This window comes from Streptomyces sp. NPDC051310, assembly GCF_044455245.1.
Lineage (GTDB): Bacteria > Actinomycetota > Actinomycetes > Streptomycetales > Streptomycetaceae > Streptomyces.
Genome location: NZ_JBITEO010000012.1, coordinates 1 through 15,945 on the forward strand (window position 1 = coordinate 1; position 15,945 = coordinate 15,945).

The 15,945-nt window shown below is 73.6% G+C and carries 12 protein-coding genes; 8 read left to right on the forward strand and 4 right to left on the reverse strand.

What is annotated here, in order from left to right; genetic code table 11:
- Positions 1-333: 333 nt before the first annotated feature.
- On the forward strand, positions 334-2,256 hold the full coding sequence (locus tag ACIA79_RS18870; RefSeq protein WP_399429429.1) for a helix-turn-helix domain-containing protein: 1,923 nt from the start codon (positions 334-336) through the stop codon (positions 2,254-2,256).
- 4 nt (positions 2,257-2,260) lie between these two features.
- Here the strand turns inward: ACIA79_RS18870 and ACIA79_RS18875 are convergent, their stop codons facing one another.
- Positions 2,261-3,505 (reverse strand): IS701 family transposase, encoded by a 1,245-nt coding sequence (locus tag ACIA79_RS18875; protein WP_399429430.1) that lies wholly within the window; start codon positions 3,503-3,505, stop codon positions 2,261-2,263.
- Between the two features lie 426 nt (positions 3,506-3,931).
- On the opposite strand from ACIA79_RS18875, the gene ACIA79_RS18880 reads away from it, so the two are divergent.
- Together ACIA79_RS18880 and ACIA79_RS18885 are read left to right on the forward strand one after the other, a co-directional pair.
- The gene (locus ACIA79_RS18880) at positions 3,932-4,933 is read left to right on the forward strand and encodes an NAD-dependent epimerase/dehydratase family protein (RefSeq protein WP_399429431.1); all 1,002 of its coding nucleotides are present in this window, start codon (positions 3,932-3,934) and stop codon (positions 4,931-4,933) included.
- A gap of 54 nt (positions 4,934-4,987) precedes the next feature.
- Positions 4,988-6,010 (forward strand): aldo/keto reductase, encoded by a 1,023-nt coding sequence (locus ACIA79_RS18885; protein WP_399429432.1) that lies wholly within the window; start codon positions 4,988-4,990, stop codon positions 6,008-6,010.
- 172 nt (positions 6,011-6,182) lie between these two features.
- Here the strand turns inward: ACIA79_RS18885 and ACIA79_RS18890 are convergent, their stop codons facing one another.
- On the reverse strand, positions 6,183-7,415 hold the full coding sequence (locus ACIA79_RS18890; RefSeq protein WP_399429433.1) for a class I SAM-dependent methyltransferase: 1,233 nt from the start codon (positions 7,413-7,415) through the stop codon (positions 6,183-6,185).
- A 217-nt stretch (positions 7,416-7,632) separates the two neighbouring features.
- Between ACIA79_RS18890 and ACIA79_RS18895 the strand changes: the two genes are divergently transcribed.
- The 3 genes from ACIA79_RS18895 to ACIA79_RS18905 are packed head-to-tail and all read left to right on the forward strand — an operon-like array spanning position 7,633 to position 10,608.
- Positions 7,633-8,847 (forward strand): macrolide family glycosyltransferase, encoded by a 1,215-nt coding sequence (locus tag ACIA79_RS18895; RefSeq protein WP_399429434.1) that lies wholly within the window; start codon positions 7,633-7,635, stop codon positions 8,845-8,847.
- 52 nt (positions 8,848-8,899) lie between these two features.
- A complete protein-coding gene (locus ACIA79_RS18900; RefSeq protein WP_399429435.1) occupies positions 8,900-9,508 on the forward strand; it encodes a dTDP-4-dehydrorhamnose 3,5-epimerase family protein in 609 nt (202 codons plus the stop codon).
- 17 nt (positions 9,509-9,525) lie between these two features.
- Positions 9,526-10,608, forward strand: a complete 1,083-nt coding sequence (locus ACIA79_RS18905) for a transaldolase family protein (RefSeq protein ID WP_399429436.1) — start codon at positions 9,526-9,528, stop codon at positions 10,606-10,608.
- A gap of 6 nt (positions 10,609-10,614) precedes the next feature.
- Here ACIA79_RS18905 and ACIA79_RS18910 read toward each other — a convergent pair whose 3' ends face one another.
- Together ACIA79_RS18910 and ACIA79_RS18915 are read right to left on the reverse strand one after the other, a co-directional pair.
- Positions 10,615-12,348, reverse strand: a complete 1,734-nt coding sequence (locus ACIA79_RS18910; protein ID WP_399429437.1) for a TlrC/CarA/OleB/SrmB family ABC-F type ribosomal protection protein — start codon at positions 12,346-12,348, stop codon at positions 10,615-10,617.
- A gap of 269 nt (positions 12,349-12,617) precedes the next feature.
- Positions 12,618-13,553, reverse strand: a complete 936-nt coding sequence (locus ACIA79_RS18915; protein ID WP_399429638.1) for a MerR family transcriptional regulator — start codon at positions 13,551-13,553, stop codon at positions 12,618-12,620.
- 113 nt (positions 13,554-13,666) lie between these two features.
- Here ACIA79_RS18915 and ACIA79_RS18920 point away from each other — a divergent pair, with 113 nt between their 5' ends.
- The gene (locus tag ACIA79_RS18920) at positions 13,667-15,202 is read left to right on the forward strand and encodes an alpha/beta fold hydrolase (protein WP_399429438.1); all 1,536 of its coding nucleotides are present in this window, start codon (positions 13,667-13,669) and stop codon (positions 15,200-15,202) included.
- A 143-nt stretch (positions 15,203-15,345) separates the two neighbouring features.
- Positions 15,346-15,744: a hypothetical protein gene (locus ACIA79_RS18925; protein ID WP_399429439.1), complete on the forward strand. Its 399-nt coding sequence runs from the start codon at positions 15,346-15,348 to the stop codon at positions 15,742-15,744.
- Positions 15,745-15,945: the final 201 nt, after the last annotated feature.

A 15,945-nucleotide genomic window follows, 5' to 3' on the forward strand; every position in this document is an offset into this window, starting at 1 on the left:
AGGTCGGCGTCCTGTGCCTCGCCCCCGAAGAGGGCCTCGGCGTCCGCGACCAGGAGAAGCGCGCGCAGCACATCGACGCCATCAACCGCTTCCGGCCGACGCACCCTTGACGATCGCGTGAGGTGATCATTTAATCGCTGTAGGCCAGTATGTAAAGTTCCTTACTGTTGTTGTCGCTCCGGAGACCGAACCAGATCACCGGTGGGGCAGGGAGTGCAGGATGGGCATGACCCCGACCAGTCATGCCCGCACCGGCGCTCCTCCGACGTAAGGCGACGGCGCCGGGATCGCCGGATCCCGGCGCGGGTCAACCAGCAACAACCGGGGGCGTTGATGGGAGACGAGAGCTTAAAGGGCGCGGCCGGGGCGCTGCGCTTCCTGGAACTCCTCACCGCCGACGCTCCTGCCTGGCGGTACGAGGAGCTGGTGCAGCGGGCCGGCGCCGACGGGGCCGACCCGGAGACCATCGAGTACCTCGGACGGGCCAAGCGTCTCGCGCTCCAGATCGAGGACCGCGTCAGCCGCGGCCGGCGGCGCGAGGCGGAGCTCACCGGCCTCATCGACGTGGTGCGCGAGCTGACCCGGTCCCCGCACCCGGGAGCGGCGCTCGACCAGATCGTCCGGCGTACCCGGATGCTGATGCACAGCGACCTCGCCTGCGTCGCCCTTCTCGACGAGCCGGGCGGCGACGCCGTGATCAGCGCCGTCGACGGCGCCGTCACCACCCGCTTCCTCGGCCTGCGGGTGCCCGTCATGCGGGGACTCGGCGGGGCCGTCGTCCGGCATCAGGGGCCGTTCTGGGCGGCCGACTACCTCACCGAGGAGCACATCGCCCACGATCCGGTCGTCGACCACACCGTGCAGGCCGAAGGGCTGCGTGCCGTGCTGTCCGTCCCCCTGCGGTCGGACAGCGAGCAGCTGGGCGTCCTGTACGTGGCGGACCGCAGCGCGCACGACTTCCTGCCGGACGATGTGGCGCTGCTGCAGTCGCTCGCCGACATCGCCGCCGTCGCCGTCACCTCGGGCCGGCTCCTCGCCCGGCTGGAAGGGCAGGACGGCGCCCCGCGGCCCGCCGGACCCGCCGAGCCCGGCCCGCCGGGGCCGGCCCGCGCCCAGCAGCGCCTGCTGCAACTGGCGCTCGACGGCGCCGGGCTGGACGAGGTGCTGGACCACTGCGCCCGTGAGCTCGGGGGAGCGCTCGCGGTCTACGACCGGTACGGCGACGCCGTCGGCGCCTCGGGACACGTACGCCGGCCGCACGAGGCCGAGCTGGAACGGGCGTACCTCGACGTCCACGCCTCCGGGGTGCCCGTCGAGCTGGCCGACGGCACCTGGATGGCGACGCTGACCGCGCGCTCCGACCCCGGCTGGCTCCTGCACCGCCCGGACGGGGCCGGGGACCCCGGCCCGCCGGAGCTGCTGCTCGCCGTGGCCAACGTTGTCAGCATGGTGCTGGAACTGCGGCGCTCCGCCCCCGCCGACCACCAGTGGCGGGACGACCTGCTGGAGGACCTGATCGGCATCGACCACCCCGCCGAGGTGGCGGTGGCCCGGGCCCGCAGGCTCCAGGTGCGGCTGGACCGTCCGCACATCGTGGTCATCGCCCGCCCGGACGGCCCGGTCGCCGAACAGGCCACCGCCTGGGCCACCTCCTGGGTGCAGCGGCGGCAGGGATTGAAGATGACCCGGGAGGACTACGTGGTGCTGCTGCTGCCCGGGGACGACCCGGCGGCCATGGCGCACGAGGTGTCGGCCCGGCTCAGCGCGGCGCTCGAGGTGCCGGTGACGGTCGGGGCCGCCGGTCCAGCCGACGGCCCCGAGTCCATCCAGCGCTTCTACCAGGAGGCGATGCGCTGCGTGGAGGCCCTCATCGCCATGGGCGGCGAGGGGCGGGCGGCCTGTGCGCGGGACCTCGGTTTCCTCGGTCTGCTGTTCGCCGAGGACTACGACGTCACCGAGTTCGTCAACAAGATCATCGGCCCGGTCATCGAGTACGACACCCAGCGGTTCACCGTGCTCGTCGAGACGCTGGAGGCGTACTTCCAGGCGGCGTGCAGCCCGACCCGCGCGGCCGAGCTGCTGTACGTCCACCCCAACACCGTCTCCCGGCGCCTGGAACGCATCACCCAGCTGCTGGGCCGCGACTGGCAGGAGCCGGACCACGCCCTGGAACTGCAGCTCGCGCTGCGGCTGCACCGCACGCGCTACGCGTCACAGGTGCCGGACACGGGCCACTTCGCCTCCCGGGACCGCTGACGCTTCACCCGGACCGCTCGAGCTCCTCGCACGCGCGGTTCTCCCGCGACAGCACCCGGACCGCGTGCGCGAGGGAAACCATCGTCATGTGGCGGTGCCACCCGTGGTACGAACGCCCTTCGAAGTCCTGGGCGCCGACGTCCATGCAGATGCGGGCGAAGTCGGTGTCGGCCCGCCGGGTGAGCTTGCTCAGCCGCAGCAGGGTGCCGCGGCCCGCGCGGGTCATGTTGGTGAGCCACAGCTCGGCCACGCGCCGTCGGTTCGGCTGCCACTCGCCCATCAGCAGCAGCTCCGCCCCGCCGGACCGCCGCGGGTCGACCACCCGCACACCGGCCGGGCGCGGCCGGCGGGGCACGGTGATCCCCGGCCACAGCACCGGCAGCAGCGCGACCAGACCGGTGCGCAGCACCCGCGGCATGGCGGGGTCCACCCACTCGACGGGCCGCTGCTGCGACCTGGCGAGCGTGGTGAGGTGCTCCGCGGACGCCGACAGCACCCGGCGCTGCCCGCCCGACAGGTCCGGTGCCAGCAAGGGGGTGTTGCCCCCCACACGCAGGAGGAACGGCAGGTCGGCGGCGGTGAACGCCTCGATCAGCGGTGCCGGCGGCACATCCCGCGCGTCGATCACCACGGGCCGCGGCGTGAGCCCCCAGGAAGCCGCCTGCAGGACGACCGAGATCGCCGTGTCGTCACCGGACCACCCGCCGCCCGTGGTCTCGGGCACACCGTCGCGCCCACCGGGCGCCGGACCGCCGGGCCGGTCCTCGCCCACGGACAGCTGCCAGTTGACCGGAGCCGCGGCGCTCTGTCCGGCGAGCCACAGCCCATGGCTGTGCTGACTGGTGACAGCCTGGCCCAGGTGGCGGATGAAACGCCGCTGGACCCCCACCGAGTGCACACCGCTCTTCGGCGTCACCATGGGCTGCACCACCCAGGCGTGCGGCGTCATCAACCGCTCCATCCGGCGGGCGAGCGAGGCTCGCACCTCGGACCAGTCCCAGGTCGAGACGCTGATGAAGTGGTGCAGGCTCTGGGCGGCGGCGGGTTCGCGCGTGCTGGTGGCGAGGTTCCGCATCGTCTTGCGGCCCTGCGCGGTCAGCAGTCCGTTCACGTACAGCTGTCCTTTGTGCCGCTGGTCGCGGCGGCGCAGTGAGGCCAGTACCGAGGCACACACCTCTTCGGTGAGGTGCCCTTCAGGGGAGTGGGCCGGATCGTGGTGCGTCGTCGGGGCAGTCGTCAGCGTCCCCATGAAGCTCCTCAGAGTCGGGTTTCCGCAGTGCTTGCCGGTCGGGCTCGTCGGGTCCTCAGCCTTGTCCGCCGCCCCCGGAGGCCACAGGTCCGCAGGCGACCCACTTGCCCCGTGGCCGCGGTGGCCGGTTCACAGCGGTGGCCGCGGACGCCCCCATACAGCCGGGGAGGGGGTGGCCGGACCACCACGGTCACCCCCGCACACGGCGTCCGGGGCGGCCCGGGCGGTGGTCCGGGAACCGTGGTGCCGTGGCGCGCGGTGCGTCCGGGGCCCCCGGGACCGCCTGCGGACGGGAGGGGTGTGCCGACATGACACACCTTCATCAAATCGCCCCTGTGCAGGCCGAATTGGCACGTCAACCCTCGTACGGGCGATCACCCCTCTGATAGGTTCGGGCTCACGGGGGATGGGCGGATGAGGAGGCATGTGAAGCTCGCTGCCGAGGTGCTCAACCAGTCGCGGAACACCCGCGGACCACTGATCGTCGTACTCGGCGCGTCCGGGTTCCTCGGGCCCGCCGTCATCGACCGGCTCGCCGGCCTGCCGGTGCGGGTCCGCGCGGTGGCACGGGGCGCCAGTCCCGTACCCCCGGGGGCCGTGGCCGAGATCGAGGGGTGCCGGACGGACCTTTCCCGGCCGGGTGCGGTCGCCCGCGCCGTCGAGGGAGCCGACGCGGTCGTCCACCTCGCCGCCCACGTCGGCGGCGACCGTTCCTGGCGCGCCGCCGGTGACGACTCCGAGCGGGTGAACGTCGGCCTGATGCGCGACCTCGTCGCGGCGTTCGAAGGCCGTGACGCGCCCGCGCCCGCAGTGGTCTTCGCGAGCACCGCGCAGGCCGGCGGGGCCGGGGACCATCCCCGCGCCGCCTACGCCAGACAGAAGATGGCCGCCGAGGAGCTGCTGCGGGAGGCGACCGCACGGGGCGCCGTCCGCGGTGTCGTGCTGCGGCTGTCGACCGTCTACGGCCGTGCCCCGCTGACGGGTTCACCCGGGCGCGGTGTGCTCGCCGCGATGGCCCGGCGCGCCCTCGACGGCGCTCCGCTCACCATGTGGCACGACGGAACAGTCGAACGCGACTTCCTCCACGTGCGTGACGCCGCCCGCGCCTTCGTCACCGCGCTGGACCACCTGCCGGGCCTCCGGGGCGGCGACTGGTCCGTCGGCAGCGGCATCCGCGTCCGCCTCGGCGACGTGTTCCGCTCCCTCGCGGACGCCGTGGCCGCACGGACCGGACGCCCGCCCGTCCCGGTCCTCTCCGTGGAACCGCCCGACTTCGCCGAAGCGGGCGACTTCCGCACTCCGGACTGCGACCCCGCGGCGTTCGGCGCCGTGACGGGGTGGTCCCCTGCCGTACCCCTGCACGAGGGGCTGGACGAACTGGTGGCCGCACTGGTCGCCGCGGAGGCGAGCACGTCGCGCGAGCGGTGACCGGACACCGGCTCCGCGAGCCCCCATGGTCGAGTTGAAGGGAAGAATCCGAGCGTGAGCGAGGATCGGAAGCGGACACCGTACGTACGGCTCGGACGCAGCGCGACTCTGGTGAGCCGGCTCTGGCTGGGCACGGTGAACTTCAGCGGACGGGTCGAGGACGCCGACGCCTCGCGGCTGCTGAGCGCGGCGCTCGACCGCGGCATCAACTGCGTCGACATGGCGAACATCTACGGCTGGCGCGTCCACAAGGGACACACCGAGGAACTCGTGGGCCGCTGGCTGTCGAAGAGCGGTGTCCGGCGGGAGGACGTCCTGCTGGCCACCAAGGTCGGCGAGGACATGAGCGACCGCGTCAACGACGGGGGACTGTCGGCCCGGCACATCGTCGCCGCCTGCGAGCAGTCGCTGCGCCGCCTCGACGTCGACCACATCGACCTCTACCAGATGCACCGCCTGGACAGCGCCGCTCCCTGGGACGAGATCTGGCAGGCCATGGACCGCCTCGTGACCAGCGGGAAGGTCTGCTACGTCGGCTCGTCGAACTTCGCCGGCTGGAACATCGCCGCTGCCCAGGAGACGGCCATGCGCCGCAACGCCATGGGGCTGGTCTCCGAGCAGAGCATCTACAACCTGGCGGTGCGCCGGGCCGACGCGGAGCTGATCCCCGCCGCCCGGGCGTACGGTGTCGGGGTGTTCGCCTGGTCACCGCTGCACGGCGGACTGCTGAGCGGGGCACTGCGCAAGCTGGCGGAGGGCACCGCCGTGAAGTCGGCCCAGGGCCGCGCGCAGGAGCTCCTGCCGGCCCTGCGGGCCAACATCGAGGCGTACGAGCGGTTCTGCGAGCGCATCGGGGAGCATCCGGCGGAGGTCGGCCTGTCCTGGGTGCTGTCCCGGCCGGGCATCAGCGGCGCGGTGATCGGGCCGCGCACCCTCGAGCAGCTCGACTCGGCGCTGCGCGCCCTCGACCTGCACCTGGGCGATGCGGAACTGGCCGAGCTGGACGCGCTGTTCCCCGTGCCGGGCGACGCCGCACGGCCCCCGGTCACCGGCGCGGGGGTGAGCGGCGCGGGCTGAGCGGCGCGGTGAGCGGCGCCGGCTGAGGGGCGCGGGCTGAGCGGCGCGTGGTGAGTGGGCGGGCGGGTGCATCGGCCAGGGTGCGTGCGCCGGCCCACGGAGCCGGCCCACGGAGCCGGCCGATACCGCCGTCCGGACGGCGGTATCGGCCGGCTCCGGACGGCGACCCTCCTCAGACGACGCTGAGCGCCGGCAGCGGGAAGACCAGCTTGCCGCCGCCGGCCAGGAACCGCTGTTCCCGCTCGACGAAGCCGTCCCGGTAGATCCACGGCAGGACCAGCAACTGGTCGGGCTTCCCCGCCTTGGCGTCCTCCTCGGACACGATCGGGATCCGCGTGCCGGGCGTGAAGCGGCCCGCCTTCTCCGGGGAGACCTCACCGATGCAGGGCAGGTCCCGCTCCGTCAGCCCGCAGTACTGGAGGATCACGTTCCCCTTGGTCGAGGCGCCGTACCCGAAGGTCACCTTCCCGGCCTCCCGGGACCGGGCGAGGAACTCCAGCAGGACCTCCCGCTGCCGCTCGACCCGCAGGGCGAACGCCTCGAACGGAGCGGTCGTGTCGAGCCCGGCCTCCGCCTCCCGCGCGCGGATCCGCGCGAGCCCCGCCTCGTCGCGCGCGTACCGGTTGGGGCTCCTGGCCAGCGTGACGGACAGGCTGCCACCGTAGACCTCGGTCAGTTCCGCCCTGATCACGGTCAGCCCGACCCGCTCCGCCATCCACTCGATCTGCCGCAGGGCGTAGTACTCCAGGTGCTCGTGGCACACCACGTCGTACGCGTCCGCGCCCAGCATGGAGGGCATGTAGCTCTGCTCCATGACCCAGATGCCGTCGTCGGCGAGGATGTCGTGGACGTCCTGCATGAAACGCATCGGATCCGGCAGGTCGTAGAACATGGCGATGGACGTGACGACCTTCGCCCGCTCCCCGCCGAAACGGTCCTCGAACGTCTTCCGGGAGAAGTAGTCCACGATGAGTTCCGCGTTCGCCGGATACCTGTCGCGGAACTTACCGCCGGTCGGGTCGATACCGACCAGCCGGGGCCCGTCCTCGGGATAGCCGCGCAGCAGAGTGGCGTCATTGCTGCCGATGTCCAGGACCAGGTCCTCCGGTCCCAGTTCCACCAGCTCGCGAATGGCCGCCACCTTGTCGTGGAGATGGTGGATCATGAAGGGCCGGATACCGGAGCGGTAGCCGTAATCGTCGCCGTACATGAGATCGGCGTCGGGGGTGTGGCGCAGCTGCACCAGCCCGCATCCCGCGGGGGAGCAGACGACCAGCTCCAGCGGCACCGAGGGGACCTCCTGGTCGCGGCGCGTCGGGAACACACCGGTCAGCGCCTGTTCCCCGAGATCCAGCACCGGGAGCAGCTCGCGATTGCCGCAGATACGGCACGCAGTGATGATCATTACCGGATTCTCCCGCCGCGGTGACGGGCGTTCGACGAATCGGGCGGCACTTTGTCACATGACGCCGGTGAACGAGCGAACCGCACTATGTCATCTCGGTATTGCCTCCACCGGACGGCTCTTTTACTGTGTGGCGCCGTACCGCCGGAAGGCGCATCTCATTCCGCCCGTCGCGGCTCCGTTCGTGCGACCGAAAACACCCAGTGAAGGGTTCCGCGTGGCTCACATCGCATTCTTCGTCCTCCCCGTGCCCGGGCATCTGAATCCGACCCTGGGAGTGGCCGAGGAGCTCGTGGCACGCGGTCACCGGGTCACCTACGCACTGCCCGAGGACATCGCGGGGCGCGCGCGGCGCGTCGGCGCGGAGGTCGTCACCTATCCCATGGACCAGGAGCGGTTCCGCACCCACATGGTGCCGCAGCAGAATTCCGACGAGTACACCGACAAGGGCGAGATACTCCGGGTCCTGCAATGGCTGCTGGAGATGACGGACCGGACCGTGGAGCCGCTGGAGCGGCATTTCCGGGACGACCGCCCCGATGTGATCGTCAACGACCCCTCGTCGTTCTGGACGGGACGCATCCTCGCCGACCGGTGGGGCATCCCGGCCATCCGGAGCACCCCGACGTACGCGGCCAACGAGCACTGGTCCATGCACCCCGACGCGGAGGCGGCCGGGCCTCCCGACGATCCCGCCCTCCTCGAACTCGTCGGCGGGATCGACCGGCTGCTGCGCGCGCAGGGCATCGACGACGACGCGGGCACCTTCACCGGGCGCATCCACAGCGGCCCCGCCCTGCTCTACATGCCCCGCCCCTTCCAGTACGCCGGGGAGACCTTCGACGACCAGCACCACTTCGTCGGGCCGTGCGCGCCCCGCGCCTCCTTCCACGGCACCTGGGAGCCGCCGCACGACGGCAGGCCGCTCGTCATGGTCAGCATGGGCACCCTCTACAACCGGCGGCCCGACTTCTTCCGCGCCTGCGTCGAGGCGTTCCGCGACGAGCCCTGGAACGTCCTGCTGGTCCTGGGCGGCGGCCTGGCCCCCGAGGACCTGGGCCCGCTGCCGGACAACGTCCGGGTACGGGACTTCGTCCCGCTCGCCGACGTCTTCCCCCACACGGCCCTGGTCGTGAACCACGGCGGGATGAGCACGGCGATGGAGGCCTTCTCGCACGGCGTCCCCGTGGTGGCCGTACCGGTGATGACGGAACCTCGGGCCACCGCGCGCCGGATCGCCGAACTCGGCCTGGGCGCCCAGCTGCCCGGCCCCGGGGTGACCGCGGCGGAGCTGCGCGCCACCGCGCGGCGCGTGCTCGCCGACGACGGGATCCGCGAGCGGCTGCGGTGGATGCGCGAACGGATCCGGGCGGCCGGAGGCGCCACCGCGGCGGCCACCGTCATCGAACAGCTGCTGCCGGCGCACCGCTGATCCCCTCCGTCCGCGCGTGAGCGCCCGTCCTCCGACCAGTGGGAAACCGACCATGCTCATCACCGAAACGGCCGTGCCCGACGCCTACCGCATCCAGCCGGAGCTCCTCCCGGACCACCGCGGCCGGTTCTACGAGGGCCTGCGGCACGAGACGCTGCGGGCGGCCACCGGGCACGCCTTCGAGCTCCGGCAGGTCAACTTCACGGTGTCCCACCGCAACGTGCTGCGCGGCATCCACGGCACCACGATGCCCCCCGGCCAAGGCAAGATCATCACCTGTGTACGGGGCGCCGCCCTCACCATGGTGGTCGACCTCAGGGTGGGCTCACCGGCCTTCGGCCACCATGACGTCCTCCGGCTGGACCCCCACAGCGCCACCGCCCTCTACGTGCCCGACGGACTGGGCCTGGCCTACGTCGCCCTCACCGACGACACCTGCATGAACTACCTGTGCGACCGGGAGTACGTCCACGGCACCATCATCGACGTCGACGCCCTCGACCCCGCCCTGGCCCTTCCGTGGGACCTGGACGAACCCCCGGTGCGGTCGGCCCGGGACGCCGCCGCCCCCACCCTCGCCGAGGCCCTCGCCGGCGGAACCCTGCCCACCTACGAGCAATGCCGGCGCAGCTACCGGACCCTCCCCGCCCCCACCCGCTGACCGCGCGGGCCCAGGACATGACTCACCGGAGCCGACAGGGCGTCAGACTCGCGGCCGAAGGCGTCTGCCTGCGCATGGAGGGCCTGACCCGCGAGCTGCAGCGCGCCGGCCGCCTGGCGCGGCTGCTGGGCGAACTCGGCGCGTGCGCCACCGCCGCCCAGCCCGCCGCGGTCTGCGAGGCCGTCCGCCGCGGCGACGCCTACCGCGACCACCTGTCCGACCTGGCGTGCCGCCGCGTGCCGACCGCCGAGGCGGTGCTCAGCCTGCTCTGCGAGGACGCGCGCACCGCCTGCGACACCCTGCTGCCGCAGTACCGGCGCGGCGCCGGCCTGTGCGCCAGCGTCTTCGTACCGCTGAACCCCTACGCCGACGGGCGCCGGGCCGTCGCGGAAGCCGCCGCGCTGCGGTGGACGGTCGACCGCCCCAACGCGGTGGTGTCGGTGCACCTGGCGCGCGGCGGGGTGTCGCTCGTCGGCGACCTGCTGGCACGGGGCATCAGTGTCGACGTCCGGTCGCTGTTCACGCTCCAGCAGTTCGACCCGCTCTTCGAGGAGTTTCTCAGCGGCCTGGAGCGGGCCCGTGACGCCGGGTGCGACCTGTCGGGCATCCACTTCGCCGCCTCTGTCCCGCTGCGGCTGCTGGACGAGACGATCGCCGCCCGGCTGGGCGCGACGGCGTGCCGCGAGGAGTGGGCCGTCGCCGTCGCCCGGCTGCTGCACCACCGCCGCGAACAGCTGATGGACGGCGCCCGCTGGCGGGCGCTGGTCCGCGCGGGCGCCCGCCCGCCGCACTTCGTCTGGTCCTCCCGCGAGGCGCCCGTCCGGGAAGCGGTGCGCTACCTGGAGGAACTGGTGGGCTGGAACAGCGTCTTCTCGGCGGGGCCCGCCACCCTGCGGGCCGTGCGCGCCCGGGCCGAGCTGAGGGGCGACACGGTCAGCGGTACGGAGGCGTCCTCCCGGCGGGTGCTGTCGGCCCTGCACTGCCGGGAGGTCGACCTGCGGGAGATGGGCCTCGAACTGCAGCAGGCTCAGCTCGAGGCCGCACGCGCCGAGTGGACGGAGCTGTGCGGGGCGGTCGGCGCCACCCTCAGGCGCGTCTGATCCGCCTCACCGGACCTGTGAGGGGCCGTCCCCGGCAGGTGCCGGGCAGTTCGTCGCGAACGCGGCGACCCGCCCGCCGTGCAGCCGCAGCCGGGCCCCGGCGAACCGCTGCCGCATCCGCCGGTCGTGGGTCACGACCACCACCGCTCCCCGGTAGTCCGTCAGCGCCTGCTCCAGCTCCTCCACGAGCGCGGGCGACAGGTGGTTGGTGGGCTCGTCCAGCAGCAGCAGGTCCACCGGGTCGCTCACCAGCCGGGCGAGCTCGATCCTGCGCCGCTGCCCGTAGGACAGCTCGCCGACCCGCCGCCGCAGGTCGTCCGGGCCGAACAGCCCGAGGGAGAGCAACTCCTCGACGTGCTCGTCGGGATGCCCGCCCCGGCCCTGGGCGAAGGCCTGCGGCACGGTCATGCCGGACGGCCACGGTGTGGGGTCCTGCCGCAGGTGGCCCACGCGGCCGGTCACGGTGACCGAGCCGTCGTCGGCCGCCAGCTCACCGGCCAGCACGCGCAGCAGCGTCGTCTTCCCCGCGCCGTTGGGGCCCGTGACCAGCAACCGCTCACCGCGGCCGATGCGCAGCGACCCGACCCGCAGCCGGTCGCCCACCCGTACGTCGAGCAGCTCCGCCACCGTGTCCGCCGCGGCTTCCGGCGCCGTCCCGGGCGCAGTCTCCGCCGCCGGCCGTTCGGTGGTGGTGGAGAGCACGGCCGTGAAGGCGAGCGGGTCCGCGGGCCGGGCGACGGCGTTCTCGGTGAGCCGCGCCACCCGCTCCTTGGCGTTGCGGATGCGGGACGTCGCGCCGTGCACGCGTCCCCGGGCCCGAAACTGGCCGGCCCCGAAGCCGGCGAGCGGGAGCTTGCGCGGGATGCCGTCCATCCGCGACACGTGGGTGGACACCAGCTCGCGATTGCGCTCCAGCTCGGCGCGCCACTGCTCGTACTCCCGCAGCCGGCGGCGGCGCTCCGCGGCCTTGGCGGACAGGTAGCCCTCGTAGCCGTCGCCGTAGCGGGTGACCCGGCCGGAGTCGACCTCCAGGACGGTGGTGGTCAGCCGTTCCAGGAACACCCGGTCGTGGGTCACCGCGACGACGGTGCCCCGGTGCCGGCGCAGATGCTCCTCGAGCCAGATCACCGCGCGTTCGTCGAGGTCGTTGGTCGGCTCGTCCAGCAGAAGCAGTTCCGGGGCGGAGGCCAGTGTGCCGGCCAGGGCCAGGCGCGACCGCTCACCGCCGGACAGGGTCGCCAGCGGCCGGCCGCGCTCCAGACCCGGCAGGCCCAGGTGGTGCAGCGCGATGTCGACCCGGGCGTCCGCTTCGTGCCCGCCCCGGACGGTGTGGCGCTCCAGCAGCTCCGCGTACTCCTCGAACAGCCTGGCCATCTCCTCGTCCGACCGGGCCTCGTCCGCCTGGACGGCCAGTTCGGCCTCGGCCCGGTGCATGCGCGCCTCCAGCTCGCGCAGGTCGGACAGGGCGAGGTCGACGGCGTCCTGGACGACGGCGTCCTCCGGCAGCTCCAGCGACTGCGGCAGATACCCCACCCCGCCGGGCGCCACCACGGTGACCGTCCCGTTGTCGGGCGTGTCCCGTCCCGCGATCAGCCTGAGCAGTGTCGACTTGCCCGACCCGTTGTCGCCGACGATGCCGATCCTCTCGCCGGGCTTGACGGTGAAGTCCACGCGGTCCAGGACCACGTGGTCGGCGAAGCGCTTGGTGATGTCGTGCAGGGCGAATTGAGCAACACGCATGGAAGGTCCTCCTGAGCACAGCCGATACGGGGATGCCGTGTCCGCGTACGCCACAGCCGCAAGGGGGTACCACAAGGGGAACACGCCCGGACGGCCGTACTCATCGGCCGGAGGCGGTGCGGAGGCACGCGGGAGGTGTGACGTCGGAGCAGTGCTCGACGCGTTCACACACTCGGATCGGCTATCACAGGGAACCCATGCTGGTGATCTTATCACGCCGCGCGGGGCGCCGCAGCCTCAACTGCCGCCCTGGGGCAGGAGGATGAGGCTCAGGCGGCGGTACGGGCGAGGTGGGCGTCGAGGGCGGCGCGCAGCCAGTCGTGGGCGGACCCGGGCGTGGGCTCCCGCGGGCCGGACGGCGGCGAGACGATCTCGGCGGTGAGGTCCCAGTAGTGGTCGATCCGCGGGTCCGCGGCGAGCTGGCCGCTCAGCCGCCGCCGGAAGGCGGGCGTGTCGCGCGTGCCGCCGGAGCGGGCGTACGCGGCGACGAAGCAGTCGAGCGCCTCCCCCTCCCGCGGCGCCCGCCGGTCCCGCAGCTGCGCCGAGGCCAGGTCGTAGGCCTCGCCGAGGCCCTCGTACAGCACGGCCGGGCGGTAGCCCTCGTCGGGACGGTGCACGGCCGGCTGCCAGTGCGCGGTCGTGGTGGTCCGCGGACACGGGCCGGAGACGAAGGCGTGCAGCCGGGCGAAGGCCAGCACCTGGCCGGGAGCCGGGTCCGCGGGCGGCTCCGGCACCGCCCGGTCGAGGAAGGAGCGCAGGACGGGGGCGGGGATCCGCGGGGGCAGCCACCGCCGCCAGAACCGGGCGAGCGTATCCGTACTGGGCGGCGTGGTCATCGAGCCGATCAGGCGCAGCCGGTCGGGGCGTTCCTCCGGGGTGCAGTCCTGGAGCAGGCGCAGGGCGGCCTCGCGCCAGCGCAGGGCGGCCATCCGGCTGCCGAGCTCCCGCAGCCGGCCCGCGACGACCTCCTCCAGCGCCTCCCCCAGCGCCTCCTCGCGGTCGAGGACACGGCTCACCTCGGGGACCGGCAGGTCCAGGGAGCGCAGCGAACGGATAAGCCGCAGCCGGTCGAGCGCCTCGGGGCCGTACCGCCGGTGGCCGCCGGCGCTGCGGGACCCCTCGGGCAGCAGACCGCGGTCCGAGTAGAAACGCACGGTCTTGACGGTGACGCCCGCGCGCTCGGCGAGCTCCCCGATGCTCCACATGTCGTCACGGGACACGGCTTGAACCTCCCTCAGGGGGAGTTCCTACCGTACCGGCGAGCCCGGCCGGCCCGAACGGCCGCCCGGGCGGACCACTGTCGTACGAGGAGGCGTTCATGACGGCATTCGTCCTGGTGTCGGAGATGTTCACCGGCGGATGGATCTGGCGGGAGGCGGCCGCCCGGCTGCGGGAGGCGGGCGCGGAGGTGCACCCCGTCACGCTCACGGGCATGGGCGACCGGCGCCATCTGGCAGGCCCCGGTACGGACCTGGAGACCCACGTCCGGGATGTGACGCGGCTGCTCGACCACCTGGACGCGCCGGAGGTGGTCCTGGTCGGCCACGGATACGGCATCCACCCCGTGCTCGGCGCCGCCGGCCGGCGCCCCGGCCGGATCGCCCGGATCGTCCACCTGGACGCGGGCATGCCCCGCGACGGCGATCCCGCCCTCGCGCTGGTGCCCGACGGGGAGGTGAAGGAACAGCTGCTGCGGCAGGCGGAGCAGGGGGACCGGGAGGCACGGACCGGCGGCGGCGAGGGGGACTGGCTCGTCCCGCCGCCGTCGCAGGACCGGTGGGACCGCTGGGGGAGTCTCGCCGGGGTGTCCGCGGACGCCCTGGCCCGGCTGACCCGCCTCGCCGCGCCGCAGCCGACGGGCACGCTCACGCAGCCGCTCCGGCTCGCGGACGGGGCCTCCGGTCTGCCGGTCACCGGCGTCCTGTGCACCGCCAACGGGACGAGCATCGCGATGGTGCAGACCGTCGTGGGGCTCGGTGACCCCGCCCTCCAGGCGCTCACCGACCCGCGGGTGACCTTCTTCGAACTCGCCACCGGCCACTGGCCGATGCTGTCCGTCCCCGACGAACTCGCCGCGGTCCTGCTGCGCGCCGCGGCGGGGGAGGGACACCGCCTGACCCCGGCGACGGACGAACCGCCCGCGCACCTGCGCCCGTTCCTCCTGGACGTGCCGGCGCGGCCCCGCGAGCGGACCGGGCGGGTGGACCTCCACCTGCCCGACGCCGACGGACCCCGCCCGGCGGTGGTGTTCGTCCACGGCGGCCCGGTACCGGCCGGAGTGGAGCCGACACCACGCGACTGGCCCGCCTTCGTCGGCTACGGGCAGTACGTGGCGAACCTGGGAGCGGTCGGAGCGACGGTCGACCACCGGCTGCACGGCCTGGACGACTTCGGCCGTGCGGCCCTGGACGTCGCCGAAGCGGTCGAACACGTACGGGCGGACCCGCGCGTCGACGGCGACCGCGTCGCGCTGTGGTTCTTCTCCGGCGGCGGTCCGCTGTCGGCGGACTGGCTCGCGGCACCGCCGCCGTGGCTGCGGTGCGTGGCGGCGACCTACCCCATCCTCGCGCCCCTGCCGCACTGGGGGATCACCGGCCCCGGCTTCCGCCCCGCGGCCGCCGTGAGCTCCGCGGGGACGCTGCCGATCGTGCTGACCCGGGTGGGGCTGGAGCTCCCGGAGATCGCGGCGACGGTCGAGGAGTTCCTCACCGCCGCGCGGGACTGCGGAGCCGATGTCGACGTGATCGACGTACCGCTGGGCCACCACGGCTTCGAGACGATCGACCACACCGACGAGGCCCGGGCCGCCGTGGAGCGCGCGGCGCGGACCGTGCTGCGCCATCTCGGCGGCTGAACCGCGCGAGCCGAGCGACGGCCCCCGGTGACCGCGACCCGGTCGAGCAGGGCGTGAACATGACGCCTGCGCACTGCGTACTACGGGCTACCTGCGCCCTGCCAGGTGCGGCGACACGTCTCTGCCTCGACGACAGGAGCGACATGACCCAACGCAGTGAACCGATGATGCAAGGTCTCCCCGGTGGCGGCGCCGAGCTCTCCGTGGTGCTCACCCTCGGCTGGGACGACATGGCGGCCCTGGGCCGGGAGGCCAGCCGGCTCGCCGAACAGCGCGGGGGCCCCGTGACGCTCGACGAGGCCGCGAGCCACCGGCTGCGCACCTGGTCGTCGGTGGCCAACGGGCCCGACGAGCGCCACCGCACGGTCCCGGCACCCCCTGCGCCCCCGGCGCCCGCCCAGGCCGTCGAGACGGCCGCGCTCAACCCGCCCCCCGGCGCGGACCGGACCGGACCGCAGGTGACGCGGCTGAGCGACACCGCTCCGGTCGCCACCCTCCCTTCGACGGCCGCCCAGCACACCCAGGTCCGCCGCACCGGCTGACGGGCGGCGCGGGCGTCACGGCGGTCGCCGGCGCACGCGTACGACCCCGCTGCGGCGGACGCGACGGAGCCGGAGCCGCGTGAACGGGCGTACCCCTGCGGCCGCCCTGCTGCCGGACGGGGTGACCCCCGTGCGCCGCACCTGAGAACCGGCCCCCGGCGAGGCCGGCGTCCGCCCCCACGGACGCCGGCCTCTTCGCCG